Here is a 14,055-nt window from a genome sequence, read left to right as displayed (position 1 = left end):
TGTCAGGGTTCGCAGGATTCGCGGAGTTCAGTTTGGGCGGGCAGCGGGCACACCAGCGGCAGGAAGCTGTCGGCACGCTGCGAATAGGCCAGCAGTGCGCCGGCCTGCAGGTCGAAATACCAGCCGTGCAGCGTCAGCCTGCCGGCCTCCAGCGCACGCCGCACGAATGGGAAAGTCTGCAGGTTGCGCAGCGACACCAGGGTCGCCGCCTGCTCGCAGCCGCGCTGGCGCTCGGCGGCGCTGGCCGTGGCCAGGGTTTCCTCTACCTGCCTGCGCGCCGGTGCGGCGATGCGCACCCAGGCGCCGATGTAGTCGGGGTCTTCGCCTTCATCGGGCGGATGGTCGCCGGCGTCGGCCGGCTGCGCCAGCAAGGCGCGGATGCCGCCGCAGCCGCCGTGGCCCATCACGATGATGCGGGCCACGCGCAGCTGCTGCACGGCAAACTGGATCGCTGCGGATACGCCGTGCAGGCTGCCTTCATGGCGGCCGGTGCAGGGCGGCACCAGGTTGCCGATATTGCGCACGGTAAAGAGCTCGCCCGGATCGCAGCCCAGCAGCAGGCCAGGATCGACGCGTGAATCGCTGCAGCCGATCAGCAGCGTGGGCGGGCGCTGGCCGGTGCGCAGCGTGTCGAACAGCCCGGGCTCGTCGTCGAAATAGCGTTGCTGGAAGCGTTCGAAACCTTTGAGCAGTTGTTCGATGTGATGCATGGCGGCATCCAGGCACTACTGCACCAGCGGGCTGTCGGCGCCTTCCAGCTCGATGCCTTCGATGCGCGCGCGCCCGATCAGCAGGCTGGCGTATTGCTTCCAGGCACGATCGCGCGCGGCGCTGGCCAGGGCGCGGGCAATGTCGCCGCGTACCGCATCAAAGGGCAGGCGCGTGCCGGGGCAGCGTTCCAGGACGCGCACGATATGCAGGCCGAAGCGGGTTTCCACCAACTGCGGCAGCACGCCGTCCTGCTGCGCGGCGAACAGCGCGCGCTCGAATTCCGGAGCGGTCTCGCCGCGGAACACGCGGCCAAGCCGGCCGCCGTTGGCGCCGCTCGGGCAATTGGACAGCGCGCGGGCGTGCTCGGGGAAGGTGGAAGGATCGCCCCGCACCAGTGCCAGCGTCTGCGCGGCGATCTCGCGCAGCGCGTCCAGCGGCACGCGCGGCGTGACCTGGAACAGGATATGGTCGGCCTCGACCCATTCGCCGTCGCGAAAGCGCTCCGGGCGGCTGTCGTAGTGGCGGCGGCAGCTGGCTTCGTCGGGCTCGGGGATGCCGGCCTCGCGTTCCAGCAGCGCCAGCGCCAGGGCGTCGTCGTCCAGCCCTTCGGCGGCGAGGCCGATGCGGTCGGCTTCGGCACGTACCAGCTGGCGCAGGATGGCCGAAATGGTGGCCAGCCGCGCCGGGTTGGCCGCATCGTGATGGTGGTCCAGTTCGCGTTCGATATCGGCGTCGCGCAGTTCCACGCCATTGACGGTGACAGGCATGCTGTTCTCCTTGTCGGGTTGCGGCGCTCAGCGGCTACGCACCAATTGCCAGGCGCGGCCGAGATAGCCGACCGAGGCAAAGCCGCTCCACACATGCACCAGCCGCGTGAACGGGAAGATCGCGAACAGCGTGATGCCCATGAACAGGTGCGCCTTGAACAGCAGCGGCGCATCCGCGACATAGCCGGCGGCGTCGCCGCGCAGCGTGACGATGTGCTGCGCCCAGGTCATCAGCTGCACCATCATGTGGCCGTCCATGTGGCTGGCGGATTCGAAGATGGTGGACAGGCCCAGCAGCAGCGTCACCAGCAGCCACAGCAGCAGCACCTTGTCGCCGGTGCGGGTGACCGCCGACACGCGGGCGTTGGTCAGGCGGCGGTGCAGCAGGATCAGCAGCCCGGCCAGGCACATGGTGCCCATCACGCCGCCGGCGGCCATCGCCACGGCCTGCTTGAAGCCGTGCGAGACACCCAGCGCATCCCACACCGCCACCGGCGTCAGCAGGCCAACCAGGTGCCCGAAGAACAGGCCCAGGATGCCGACATGGAACAGGATGTTGCCGGTGCGCAGGTTGCCGCGGTACAGCACCTGCGAGCTGTCGGTCTTCCAGGTGTACTGCTCGCGCTCGAAGCGCGCCAGGCTGCCGAACAGGAAGATGGCGGCAGCGATATACGGGTAGATGCCGAAGAGGAATTGGTGGATCGTTGCCATGGTGTGTTAACCCATTGTCTGGTGTTCAGTTTGCATTGCCATGCCCGGTCAGCAGGCAGCCGGCACTGGCGCCCTGACACGCGGATCGCGCGGATAGAATTTCACCGCTTGCGGACCCGTCTGCGGCGCCAGCAACGGTTCCACGCCGTCGGCTCCCGGCCCGAAGGTCTCCAGCGCCTCGTCCATGTCGCGCACCGGCGGTTCCTGCTGCGGTTGCGGCTGCACGTCGGTCAGCGTGCGCAGCACCGCGAACACGCTGGCGTAAGGGCTCTGGTTGCGCGTCAGGCGCTCGCCGATCGCGGCCAGCACGTGGATGGCCTCGCCCAGCAACTGCTCGGCGCGTGCTTCCTTGCCGTCGGCCACCAGTGCGCCGAGGAACTCCAGGAACAGCGGCACGTAGTCGGGCAGCTCGGACGCCGCGGGTTCAAAGCCGTCGCGCCGGTACTCGTCGATCAGGTCGACCATGGCCTGGCCGCGGTCGCGGCTCTCGCCGTGCACGTGCTCGAACAGGTGCAGCGAGTGCGCCGGGTTGCGGTCGAAGGTGGCGACGTAGTTCTCCTGCAGCGCGATCAGCGACTCGCTGCGCAGCAGGCCGGTCACGGGGGCCAGCAGCTCGCGCGCCTGCGGCCATTCGGCCAGCGCGGCATCGATCTCGGGCAGGGCGTCCAGCAGATCCTGCTCGGGATAGCCGAGCAGGGCGCTGAGGATGGGATAGAGGGGCATGTTGTTCTCCGTGCGGTTCGTGGGACGCATCAGCTCATCACGGCGTTCTTGCGCGACTTGGGCATGTCGACAAAGTGGACGCTGCCCTGCGGCTTCTTGCCGAACAGCGAGCCGTCCGAAGTACCGCCCGAGCAGCCGTTGCCAAAGGTGAAGCCGCAGCTGGCCTTGTCATTGAAGCTGTCCTCGACCATCTCCTTGTGCGAGGACGGAATCACGAAGCGGTCCTCGTAGTTGGCGATGGCCATGGTCTGGTACATGTCCTCGACTTGGGCGGGCGTCAGGCCCACCTGCTCCAGCACACCCAGGTCCTGCACACCGTCCACCACCTGCGAGCGCTTGTAGGCGCGCATCGCCAGCATGCGGTCCAGCGCGGACAGCACCGGCATCACATCACCCGCGGTCAGCAGGTTGGCCAGGTACTTGACCGGGATGCGCAGGCTCTTTACGTCCGGGATCACGCCGTTCAGGCCCATGTGGCCGGCCTCGGCCGCCGACTGGATCGGCGACAGCGGCGGGATGTACCAGACCATCGGCAGGGTGCGGTACTCCGGGTGCAGCGGAAAGGCAACCTTCCACTCGCACGCCATCTTGTAGACCGGAGACTTGCGCGCGGCATCCAGCCAGCTTTGCGGAATGCCCTGGCGCAGCGCCTCGGCCTGCACCGCCGGGTCGTGCGGATCGAGGAAAACGTCGAGCTGCGACTGGTACAGGTCGCGCTCATCGGCCACCGATGCCGCCTGCTCGATGCGGTCGGCGTCGTACAGCATCACGCCGAGGTAGCGGATGCGGCCGACGCAGGTCTCGGAGCAGACCGTGGGCTGGCCGGCCTCGATGCGCGGATAGCAGAACAGGCATTTCTCGGCCTTGCCGCTCTGCCAGTTGAAGTAGATCTTCTTGTACGGGCAGCCCGAGATGCACATGCGCCAGCCGCGGCACTTGTCCTGGTCGACCAGCACGATGCCGTCGTCCTCGCGCTTGTAGATCGAGCCCGAGGGGCACGAGGCCACGCAGGCCGGGTTCAGGCAGTGCTCGCACAGGCGCGGCAGGTACATCATGAAGGTGTTCTCGAAGGTCGAGTACATCTCCTTCTGCACGTCGTCGAAGAGCTTGTCGCGCCCGCGCGAGCTGAATTCGCCGCCGAGGTCGTCTTCCCAGTTCGGGCCCCACTCGATCTTTTCCATCTTGCGGCCGGTCAGCACCGACACCGGGCGAGCGGTGGGCGGGGTCTGCACCAGCGGCGCCTTCTGCAGGTGCTCGTAGTCGTAGGTGAAGGGCTCGTAGTACTCGTCGATCTGCGGCAGGTTGGGGTTGGCGAACAGGTTCGCCAGGATCTTCAGCTTGCCGCCCTGGCGCGGCTCCAGCGTGCCGTCGGCGTTGCGCTTCCAGCCGCCCTGCCACTTGTCCTGGTTCTCCCATTCCTTGGGGTAGCCAATACCGGGCTTGGTCTCGACGTTGTTGAACCAGGCGTACTCGACGCCGTCGCGACTGGTCCAGACGTTCTTGCAGGTCACGGAGCAGGTATGGCAGCCGATGCACTTGTCGAGGTTCAGCACCATGGCCACCTGGGCACGGATCTTCATTGCGAGGCTCCTTCCTTAGTCTTTTCCACGAGCGGCCCTTCCAGCCAGTCGACCTTCTTCATCTTGCGCAGGATCACGAACTCGTCGCGGTTGCTGCCCACGGTGCCGTAGTAGTTGAAGCCGTAGGCCAGCTGCGCGTAGCCGCCGATCATGTGGGTGGGCTTGGTCACGGCGCGCGTGACCGAGTTATGGATGCCGCCGCGCATGCCACTGGTTTCGGCGCCGGGCACGTTCACGATCTTTTCCTGGGCGTGGTACATCAGGCACATGCCCTTGGGCACGCGCTGCGACACCACCACGCGGGCGGTCAGCGTGCCGTTGACGTTGAACACTTCGACCCAGTCGTTGTCGCGGATGCCGTTGGCCTTGGCCTCCGTCTCCGAGATCCACACGTGCGGGCCGCCGCGCGACAGCGTCAGCATGCGCAGGTTGTCCGAGTAGGTGGAGTGGATGCCCCACTTCTGGTGCGGCGTGATCCAGTTCAGCACCAGCTCCGGATTGCCGTTGGGCTTCTTGCCCAGCATCGGCGCCACGGTCTTGGTGTCGATGGCCGGCTTGTACACGCACGCGCCTTCGCCGAAGTCCAGCATCCAGCGGTGGTCCTGCCAGAACTGCTGGCGGCCGGTCAGCGTGCGCCAGGGGATCAGCTCATGCACGTTGGTGTAGCCGGCGTTGTAGCTGACCTCTTCCGATTCCAGGCCCGACCAGGTCGGCGCGGAGATGATCTTGCGCGGCTGCGCCTGCACGTCGCGGAAGCGGATTTTGTCGTGCTCGCGGCCTTCGGCCAGGTGGGTGTGGTCGCGTCCGGTAATCTTCGACAGCGCTTCCCACGCCTTGACGGCGACATGGCCGTTGGTCTCGGGCGCGAAGGTCAGGATCATCTCGGCGGCGTCGATCGCGCTTTCCAGCCGCGGGCGGCCCTGGCTGACGCCTGGTTCCTTCACGGTGTGGCTGAGCTGGCCGATCTCCTTCACTTCATGCTGGGTGTTCCAGTTGATGCCCTTGCCGCCATTGCCGAGCTTGTCCAGCAGCGGCCCGATCGAGGTGAACTTCTTGTAGATGTCCGCATAGTTGCGTTCCACCACGGTCATCGACGGCGCGGTCTTGCCGGGGATCAGGTCGCATTCGCCGGCCTTCCAGTCCTTGGGCTCGAACGGCTGGCCCAGTTCGCCCGGGGTGTCGTGCAGCAGCGGCGTGCACACCAGGTCCTTGCGCGTGCCGAGGTAGGGCCCGGCGATCTCGCTGAACTTCTTCGCGATGGCCTTGTAGATCTCCCAGTCGGTCTTGCTTTCCCAAAGCGGCTGCACGGCTTCGGACAGCGGGTGGATGAACGGGTGCATGTCGGACGTGTTGAGGTCGTCCTTCTCGTACCAGGTCGCCGTCGGCAGCACGATGTCGCCATACAGGCAGGTGGTGCTCATGCGGAAGTCCAGCACGGTCAGCAGGTCCAGCTTGCCTTCGGCGGCCGGGCGTACGTTGACCTCGCTCGGCGTGATCGCATCGTTCTCGTCGCCGAATACGGCGTTCTGCGTGCCGAGCAGATACTTCAGGAAGTACTCATGGCCCTTGCCCGAGCTGCCCAGGATGTTCGAGCGCCACACGAACATATTGCGCGGGAAGTTGGCCGGGTTGTCGGGGTCGTCGCAGGCGAACTGCAGCTGGCCGGACTTGAGCTGTTCGACGGTGTAGGCCACCGGGTCCTGGCCGGCGCGCTCCGCCGCATCGACCACGTCGAGCGGATTGCTGCCGAGCTGCGGTGCCGACGGCAGCCAGCCCATGCGTTCGGAGCGGGCGTTCAGGTCCAGCAGCGAGAGGCCGTCGTAGCGCTTGCGGTCGGCGGTCGGCGACAGGATCTCGTCGACGCCCAGCTTCTCGTGGCGCCACTGGCTGGTGTGGTTGTAGAAGAACGAAGTGCCGTTCATCTGGCGCGGCGGGCGCGACCAGTCGAGGCCGAAGGCCAGCGGGGCCCAGCCAAACTGCGGGCGCAGCTTTTCCTGCCCGACGTAGTGGGCCCAGCCGCCGCCGCTCTTGCCGATGCAGCCGCACATCATCAGCAGGTTGATGATGCCGCGGTAGATCATGTCGTTGTGGTACCAGTGGTTGAGCGCGGCACCGACGATCACCATGCTCTTGCCTTGCGTGCGGTCGGCGTTGTCGGCGAACTCGCGCGCTACCTGCGTTACCAGGCGGGCCGGGACGGTGGTGTGCTTTTCCTGCCAGGCAGGGGTGTAGGGCACGTCATCGTCATAGGAAGCGGCAACGTTCGGGCCGCCGAGTCCCTGATCCACGCCGTAGTTGGCCATCTGCAGGTCGTATACGGTGGCCACCAGCGCGGTACTGCCGTCAGCCAGCGTCAGCCGGCGGGCCGGCACGCGGCGGCGCAGCAGCTCGTCGTGTTCGCCGCCGAAGTAGGGGAAGCCGACTTCGACCACTTCATCCTGCTGGCTGACCAGCGACAGGCGCGGATCGATCGTGCGGCCGCTGCCGCCATCCTTCATCTCCAGGTTCCAGCGGCCCACCTTCTCACCGCCGTTGTGCGCGGCTTCACCCCAGCGGAAGCCGATCGAGCCGTTGGGCGCGACGATCTCGCCGGTGGCGTCGTCAATCTGCAGGGTCTTCCACTCGGGATGGTTGGCTTCGCCGAGGTTATTGGCCAGGTGCGAGGCGCGCAGGAAGTGATCCGGCACCAGCGTGCCCTGGTTCTCACGCAGCAGCACCAGCATCGGCATGTCGGTGTACTGCTTCACGTAATCGCGGAAGTACGCGGACTTGCCGCTGGCGTGGAATTCCTTCAGCACCACGTGGCCCATGGCCATCGCCAGCGCGGCGTCGGTGCCTTGCTTCGGCGCGAGCCAGATGTCGCCGAACTTGACCATCTCGCCGAAGTCGGAAGAGATCGCCACGGTCTTGGTGCCCTTGTAGCGGACTTCGGTGTAGAAGTGTGCGTCCGGGGTGCGCGTCTGCGGCACGTTGGAGCCCCACACCATCAGGTAGGTGGAGTTGTACCAGTCGGCCGATTCCGGCACGTCGGTCTGTTCGCCCCAGACCTGGGGGCTGGCCGGCGGCAGGTCGCAGTACCAGTCATAGAAGGACAGGCAGGCGCCGCCCAGCAGGCTCAGATAGCGTGCGCCGGCGGCATAGGACACCATCGACATGGCGGGAATCGGCGAGAAGCCGATCACGCGGTCCGGGCCGAACTTCTTCACGGTGAAGGCATTGGCCGCCGCGATCATCTCGGTCGCCGTGTTCCAGTCCGCACGCACGAAGCCGCCCAATCCGCGCACGCTTTTGTAGCGGGCGGCCTTGACCGGGTCCTGGCTGATCGATTCCCACGCGGCGACGGGGTCCATGGTCTTGCGGGCCTCGCGCCACATCTCCATCAGGCGGCCGCGGATCATCGGGTACTTGACGCGCTGCGCGGAGTAGACGTACCAGCTGTACGAGGCGCCGCGCGGGCAGCCGCGCGGCTCATGGTTGGGCAGGTCCGGGCGCGTGCGCGGATAGTCGGTCTGCTGGGTCTCCCACGTGATCAGGCCGTTCTTCACGTAGACCTTCCACGAGCAGGAGCCGGTGCAGTTCACGCCGTGGGTCGAGCGCACGATCTTGTCGTGCTGCCAGCGGCTGCGGTAGCCGTCTTCCCACTTGCGGTCCTCGTTCACCACCGCGCCGTGGCCGTCCGCATAGGTGGACTTGACGCGCGACATGAACTTCAGTCGATCCAGGAAATGACTCATTGCTTTGTTCTCCGCGAGTGCTTTGCTGCGGGCGCTCCGGTGGTTTCAGGCGCTTTGCAGGGACACCCTCAGCTTATGGGGGAGGCGGGCGGCAGCCAATTCGCTGGTGGAACAGCCGCCGCATGGCGATCGGGCTAGGTGCCGCGCGCGGGACTAGTTCGACAGAACTAGTCCGGCCGGCGAGACGGTCAGCAGGGCATGGGGGCGTTGCGGCGCGCGTAGTGCCACCACGTCACCAGCACGCAGCTGACGTAGAAGGCGATAAAGCAGTACAGCGCGGCATCCGGTGCGCCGGTTAGCTCCAGCGAGGTGCCGAAGCTCTTGGGGATAAAGAAGCCGCCGTACGCGCCGATCGCGCCTGAGAAGCCCAGTACCGCCGCGGATTCCTTGCCGGCCTCCTGCAGCGCTTGCCGCTGCGCGGCATCGCCCTTGCCTGCGGCAGCGCGCTGGCGCTCCGTCAGGAAGATCACGGGGATCATGCGGAAGGTCGAGCCATTGCCGATGCCGGTTAGCGCGAACAACGCGATGAAGGCGGCCAGGAAGAAGGTGAAGTTGCCGCCGGCGCCGTCATGCGGCAGCGTCGCCAGTACCGCGAATACTGCCGCGATCACGCCGACGAAGGTCCACAGCGTGACGCGCGCACCGCCGAGCTTGTCGGAGATCCAGCCGCCCACCGGCCGCGTCAGCGCGCCCACCAGTGGCCCCAGGAAGGCATAGGCGGTCGGGTTCACTCCGGGGAACTGCGACTTGGTCAGCAGCGCCAGCCCCGCCGAGAAGCCGATGAACGAGCCGAAGGTGCCCACGTACAGCCAGCACATCAGCCAGTTGTGCTTGCGCTTGAAGATCACGGCCTGCTCGGCAAACGAGGCCTTGGCGTCCGCGATGTCATGCATGCCGAACCACGCCGCCAGCGCCGAGACGATGATGAACGGCACCCAGATGAAGCCGGCGTTCTGCAGCCACAGGTCGCGCGTGACGCCATTGGCCTGGTACTGCTGCGGCTCGCCGCCAAGCGCACCGAAGATGGCCACCGACACCGCCAGCGGCGTGACGAACTGCACCACCGACACCCCCAGGTTGCCGATACCCGCATTCAGCCCGGTGGCAAGCCCCTTCTTCGCCTTGGGGAAGAAGAAGCTGATATTGGCCATCGACGAGCTGAAGTTGGCCCCGCCCAGCCCGCACAGCAGCGCCAGCACCAGCAGCGTCGGGTAGCCGGTGGACGGGTCGCGCAGCGCGAAGCCCATGCCCAGCGCCGGGATCAGCAGCAGCGCGGTGGAGATCGCGGTGAAGCGGCGCCCGCCGAACACCGGCACCAGGAACGAGTAGAAGATGCGCAGCGTGGCGCCGGACAGCGCCGGCAGCGCGGTCAGCCAGAACAGCTGGTTCTTGGTGAACTGGAAGCCGGCGCGGTCGAGGTTGACCGCGACCACGCTCCACAGCATCCAGACCACGAAGGCCAGCATCAGCGCCGGGATTGAGATCCACAGGTTGCGGTAGGCGATGCGTTCGCCCTGGGTTTGCCAGAAGGCCTTGTTCTCGGGCTCCCAGCGGGTGAGTACGGAAGATGACATGACAGTGTGCCTTGGTTGTTTGCGTGACGGGGGCCGTCAGGCGGCCTGGGTGAGGCCGACGGCCTGTTCTTTGTGCCGGCGCTCGCCGCGCTGGCTGTAGTGCATCCACACCAGGCTCACGCACACGGTGCCGTACATCAGCATGAAGCAGCTGCTGCGCACGCCGGTCAGGTCGGCCAGCATGCCGAACAGGATCGGCAGCACGAAGCCGCCCAGCCCGCCGGCCAGGCCCACCACGCCCGAGACCGCGCCGATGTTGTGCGTGAAGTCGTTGGAGATGAACTTGAAGACCGAGGCCTTGCCGATGGCAAAGGCGATGCCGACCACGAACAGCAGGAAGGTGAAGACGGTGGGCGTCAGCGCGATGCGGAAGGCCTGCGGGCCACTGATGGTCTGGATGATGAAATCCGTCTGCGGATAGCTCAGCAGGAAGAAGCCGACCCAGCTCACCCACATTACCCACCAGGTGGTGCGGTGCGCGCCGTAGCGGTCGGAGATCCAGCCGCCGATGGCGCGCAGCACGCCGCCGGGCAGCGAGAAGCAGGCAGCGAGGATGGCCGCGGTCTTGATGTCGAAGCCGTATTCGCCGATGTAGTACTTGGTCATCCACAGCGACAGGCCGACATAGCCGCCGAACACCACCGAGTAGTACTGCGAGTAGCGCCACACGCGCGGGTCGCGCATCACGGCGAGCTGCTCGCGCCAGCCGACGCTGGACTTGACCAGGTGCGCCGGGTTGCTGCGCGAGCACACCCAGAACAGCAGCGCGGTGACCAGCATCGCCACCGAATACACGCGCGGCACCACGGTCCAGGTGCCGGCGGCCAGGATCATCGCCGGCGCGACGAACTTGGTCAGCGCCGCGCCCGAGTTGCCGGCGCCGAAGATACCCATCGCCAGCCCCTGGCGCGAGCGCGGAAACCAGCGCGCCACATACGGCGTGCCGACCGAGAACGAGCCGCCCGCCAGGCCGACGAACAGGCCCAGCACCAGCAGCTGCCACAGCGTGTGCGCATACGAGATCAGCCAGATCGGGATCACCGTGGCCAGCATCAGCACGAAGAAGACGATACGGCCGCCGTAGCGGTCGGTCCAGATGCCCAGCGGCACGCGGATCAGCGAGCCGCTCAGCACGGGGGTTGCCGCCAGCAGCCCGAATTCGGTGTCGTTGAGGCCGAGTTCCTGCTTGAGCGGAATGCCGAGGACGGCGAACAGCATCCAGACGGCAAAGCAGATGGTGAAGGCGAAAGTGCTCGACGCCAGCGTGATTGCGGCACCGGGCGGTACGGGCTCGGGCGCGCGTGGTTGGGTGGCCATGGCCATGCTCCTGTGTCAACTTTGGCGGGGGTGATGCCAGAGTAGGGGCGGCCACTGGTGCTGCCTATTCGCCGGCAGCACAGCGCACACGGGTGCGCAGCCTGCCTTTGGAGGTAGTTCTACCGGCGGAGGTCTTCGGCGCGGCGGCGGTGCTATCGTGCAGTCAGCGTGAATGGCATCCGTTTGCGCACCTGCGGCAAGCCGTGCGCCGGATCAAGAAGCCGGCGCGCGCCGCATCACCTGATTCCCGTAGCCAGCCATGGACACCATCCCTATCCTCCCCGCGCGACGCTCGCCGCCCCCCGGCAAGGCACCCGCCGGGCCGCCGCCGCGCGGCTTTGCCTTGTTTGCGCTGGGTTTCCGGCCGTTCTACCTGGGCGGGGCGGTGTTCGCCGCGCTGGCCATCGCGGCGTGGTCGGCGATGCTGGCGGGCGTCGCCGCAGCCGGCCCGGCGCCGGTGATGCCGGCGATGTTCTGGCATGCGCACGAGATGGTGTTCGGCTTTGCCGCGGCCATCGTGGTGGGCTTCCTGTTCACCGCGGGGCGTGCCTGGACCGGTCAGCCGACGCCCACCGGCGCCGCGCTGGCCGCGCTCTTCCTGCTGTGGCTGGCCGGGCGCGTGGGCATGTGGGTGGCGCCGGGCACGGCGGCCTTCGTGATCGAGGGCGCGTTCCTGCCGCTGGCGGCGCTGGCCTTCACGCGCACGCTGGCCCGCGCCGGCAACCGCCGCAACTATCCGCTGGCCCTGGCGCTGTGGCTGCTGGCCACGGCCGATATCGCCAGCCTGTGGCTGCAGGCGCGCGGCCATGACGCCGGTGCGATGCTGGCCTGCCGCGCCGGCGTGGCGCTGGTCACGCTGTTCGTGGTGGTGATCGGCGGGCGCGTCATCCCGATGTTCACGACCAACGCGATCCCGGGGTTCCGCCTGCGCCAATACCGGCAGGTGGACCGCATGGTGGTGCCGGCCGCGGTGCTGGGACTGGCCGCAGGGCTGCTGCCCTTGCCGGGCTGGCTGGCGGCGGCACTGTCATTGCTGGCCGCGGCGGTGCTGGCCGTGCGCGTGGCTGGCTGGCGCAGCCATGCGGTGGGCAACCGGCCGATCCTGTGGGTGCTGCACCTGGCCTACGCGTGGCTGCCGGTGGCGCTGCTGCTGCAGGCGCTGGGTGCGCTGGGGCTGGTGATGGCGGGGCTGGCGACGCATGCATTCACGGTGGGCGTGCTCGGCGTGGCGATCATCGCCATGATCACGCGTACCGCACTGGGCCACACCGGCCGCATGCTGGTGGCCGGCCGCGCGGAAACCGCGGCGTACTGGCTGGTGGCTGCGGCAGCGGTGTTGCGCGTGTTCGGGCCAATGCTATGGCCGGCCGGGTATTTGCATTGGATCTGGGGGGCGGGCGCGTGCTGGGTAGCGGGGTTTGCTCTCTACGCGCTGACCTATGCATCGCGGCTTGCGCGCCCGCGGGTGGACGGCAAGCCGGGCTGAAGCGCGGGATCAGGGGCAGGCTTGCGCCACGGACACGGCGAACTGTTGTCCGATGCGGCGCTGGCGGTCTTTGGCATCGCCCTGCATTCCACCTGGGATGTCAGCGCCGACCTGCGCGCCTTTGTGGATTTCCTGGCCGGGCGCTTCGGCGACAACCCGCCGTGGGAGCAACCCGACGGCGGGTGAGTCGGCCTGCGCTAGGCGGGCGGATGCACCGCCGCGCGTCGGTAGTCGCCCGGCGTCATGCCGGTCCAGCGGCGGAAGGCGCGGAAGAACGAGTTGGCATCGTCAAAGCCGAGCCGGAACGCGATTTCTCCCAGCGACATCGTGCCCCCGGCCAGGTAGCCGCCAGCCAGGTCGCGGCGCGCCTCCTCGCACAGCGTGCGAAAACTCGTGCCCGCTGCCATCAGCCGGCGCTGCAGCGTGCGCTCGCTGATGTCCAGGTGGCGTGCCACCGCGGCCAGGCTGAGGGCGCGCTCGCCGGCCAGCGCCTGCAGGGCCGCGCGCACATCGTCCAGCGAAGCGGACGCCGGCCGCGCTTCGCGCATGGCGTGGCCCGGGCCGGCCGGTCCGCTGCGCACGCGGGCAGCCAGGCGCAAGGCCAGGTCGCGGCGGCCGAACACGATGGCGTCTTCCGGCTCGCCAAAGCGCACCGGGCAGTCGAATGCCTCGGTATAGCGCAGGTGCCAGTCGGGCTGGCCGATGCGCAGCGACACCCGCAGCGGATGCAGCGGCTTGCGCGTGAACTGGCGCCCGAAGGCCAGCAGCGAGCACAGCTCCATGTCGATGCGCGGGCGGGTGTCGGGCGCCTCGGGGTCGCTCGGGCGGATGCAGACCCAGGCTTCGTCGCCCTGGCGGCGCAGTTCGATGCGGTCGCCGGCGAGCAGCTTCTGGTAGCGCGCGATGCGCCGCAGCGCGGTGCCCAGCGACGGCCCGGCCATGGCCGGCAGGCCCGCCAGCCCGAGCAGGTCGGTCTGCATCCGGCTGCCCAGCCATAGGCCGATGGTTGGATCGCCGGTGGCGCGGTAGACCGCGCAGAGCACGTGGCAGGCCTGTTGCGGGCCTGGCGCCGGCACGGCAGGCGTGAGGTCGCTGGGGTCGGAGTCGGATTCCGGGGCAGGCGCGAGTCCCGATACGTCGTAGCCGCCATCACGCAGTGCGTGCAGCAGGTCACGAGGCAACGGCCCGGCCTGGATAGGCTCTTGTTGTGTCATTGTCATTATCTGGCTGGCAAGTTGGCGCAAGTGCGCCAGAGCAGCCCCCGGTAACAACGAGATTACGCGGTGCCGGTGACCCCTTCAAGGGCATGCGGGGGGACGAAGTGTGGCCTGGGCAGCGCAACGGCGTGGTGGCGGCGGGCGGTGCCGTACCGTTGCCGGGTTCCGGGGCGCCTGCAACCCGTTGCCTAAAATTTGGGCGCTCCGGTGGGTTCCCGCACAGACCGGGGCTTTC

At 67.7% G+C, this 14,055-nt stretch carries 11 protein-coding genes; 2 read left to right on the top strand and 9 right to left on the bottom strand.

What is annotated here, in order from left to right; genetic code table 11:
* Nucleotides 1-2 precede the first annotated feature (2 nt).
* The 8 genes from KB879_RS16580 to KB879_RS16545 all read right to left on the bottom strand — a co-directional run bounded on the left by KB879_RS16580 (nt 3) and on the right by KB879_RS16545 (nt 11,117).
* Nucleotides 3-710, bottom strand: a complete 708-nt coding sequence (locus tag KB879_RS16580; protein ID WP_153954147.1) for a carbonic anhydrase — start codon at nt 708-710, stop codon at nt 3-5.
* Between the two features lie 15 nt (nt 711-725).
* Nucleotides 726-1,478 (bottom strand): peptidylprolyl isomerase, encoded by a 753-nt coding sequence (locus KB879_RS16575; RefSeq protein ID WP_013953860.1) that lies wholly within the window; start codon nt 1,476-1,478, stop codon nt 726-728.
* A gap of 27 nt (nt 1,479-1,505) precedes the next feature.
* Nucleotides 1,506-2,189, bottom strand: a complete 684-nt coding sequence (gene narI, locus KB879_RS16570; protein WP_153954148.1) for a respiratory nitrate reductase subunit gamma — start codon at nt 2,187-2,189, stop codon at nt 1,506-1,508.
* A 48-nt stretch (nt 2,190-2,237) separates the two neighbouring features.
* Nucleotides 2,238-2,912, bottom strand: a complete 675-nt coding sequence (narJ, locus tag KB879_RS16565) for a nitrate reductase molybdenum cofactor assembly chaperone (RefSeq protein WP_153954149.1) — start codon at nt 2,910-2,912, stop codon at nt 2,238-2,240.
* A gap of 29 nt (nt 2,913-2,941) precedes the next feature.
* Complete coding sequence (gene narH / locus KB879_RS16560) at nt 2,942-4,492, bottom strand: nitrate reductase subunit beta (protein WP_013953857.1); 1,551 nt, start codon at nt 4,490-4,492, stop codon at nt 2,942-2,944.
* Nucleotides 4,489-8,226, bottom strand: coding sequence for a nitrate reductase subunit alpha (locus KB879_RS16555; RefSeq protein WP_211979434.1), 3,738 nt, complete (start codon nt 8,224-8,226; stop codon nt 4,489-4,491). Before KB879_RS16555 ends, narH begins: the two co-directional genes overlap by 4 nt.
* 188 nt (nt 8,227-8,414) lie before the next feature.
* Nucleotides 8,415-9,800 (bottom strand): NarK family nitrate/nitrite MFS transporter, encoded by a 1,386-nt coding sequence (locus KB879_RS16550; protein ID WP_211979433.1) that lies wholly within the window; start codon nt 9,798-9,800, stop codon nt 8,415-8,417.
* Nucleotides 9,801-9,836: 36 nt separating this feature from the next.
* Nucleotides 9,837-11,117, bottom strand: coding sequence for a nitrate/nitrite transporter (locus KB879_RS16545; protein WP_013953854.1), 1,281 nt, complete (start codon nt 11,115-11,117; stop codon nt 9,837-9,839).
* A 259-nt stretch (nt 11,118-11,376) separates the two neighbouring features.
* On the opposite strand from KB879_RS16545, the gene KB879_RS16540 reads away from it, so the two are divergent.
* Entirely contained in the window at nt 11,377-12,603 is a 1,227-nt protein-coding gene (locus KB879_RS16540) for an NnrS family protein (protein WP_153954150.1), read from the top strand.
* A 21-nt stretch (nt 12,604-12,624) separates the two neighbouring features.
* Nucleotides 12,625-12,789 (top strand): hypothetical protein, encoded by a 165-nt coding sequence (locus KB879_RS16535; protein ID WP_371827362.1) that lies wholly within the window; start codon nt 12,625-12,627, stop codon nt 12,787-12,789.
* Between the two features lie 11 nt (nt 12,790-12,800).
* Here the strand turns inward: KB879_RS16535 and KB879_RS16530 are convergent, their stop codons facing one another.
* Nucleotides 12,801-13,817, bottom strand: a complete 1,017-nt coding sequence (locus KB879_RS16530) for an AraC family transcriptional regulator (protein ID WP_249221139.1) — start codon at nt 13,815-13,817, stop codon at nt 12,801-12,803.
* Nucleotides 13,818-14,055: the final 238 nt, after the last annotated feature.

The sequence above is a fragment of the Cupriavidus sp. KK10 genome, assembly GCF_018223725.1.
GTDB lineage: Bacteria > Pseudomonadota > Gammaproteobacteria > Burkholderiales > Burkholderiaceae > Cupriavidus > Cupriavidus necator.
The sequence above is the reverse complement of the archived record's forward strand: the minus strand, read 5'-3'. Positions and strand labels throughout refer to the sequence as shown.

Coding starts and splice junctions, on each gene's coding strand:
- narI (WP_153954148.1), bottom strand. CDS start 2,189: ATGGCAACGATCCACCAATTCCTCTTCGGCATCTACCCGTATATCGCT.
- KB879_RS16550 (WP_211979433.1), bottom strand. CDS start 9,800: ATGTCATCTTCCGTACTCACCCGCTGGGAGCCCGAGAACAAGGCCTTC.
- KB879_RS16545 (WP_013953854.1), bottom strand. CDS start 11,117: ATGGCCACCCAACCACGCGCGCCCGAGCCCGTACCGCCCGGTGCCGCA.
- KB879_RS16575 (WP_013953860.1), bottom strand. CDS start 1,478: ATGCCTGTCACCGTCAATGGCGTGGAACTGCGCGACGCCGATATCGAA.
- KB879_RS16530 (WP_249221139.1), bottom strand. CDS start 13,817: ATGACACAACAAGAGCCTATCCAGGCCGGGCCGTTGCCTCGTGACCTG.
- narH (WP_013953857.1), bottom strand. CDS start 4,492: ATGAAGATCCGTGCCCAGGTGGCCATGGTGCTGAACCTCGACAAGTGC.
- KB879_RS16555 (WP_211979434.1), bottom strand. CDS start 8,226: ATGAGTCATTTCCTGGATCGACTGAAGTTCATGTCGCGCGTCAAGTCC.
- narJ (WP_153954149.1), bottom strand. CDS start 2,912: ATGCCCCTCTATCCCATCCTCAGCGCCCTGCTCGGCTATCCCGAGCAG.
- KB879_RS16540 (WP_153954150.1), top strand. CDS start 11,377: ATGGACACCATCCCTATCCTCCCCGCGCGACGCTCGCCGCCCCCCGGC.
- KB879_RS16580 (WP_153954147.1), bottom strand. CDS start 710: ATGCATCACATCGAACAACTGCTCAAAGGTTTCGAACGCTTCCAGCAA.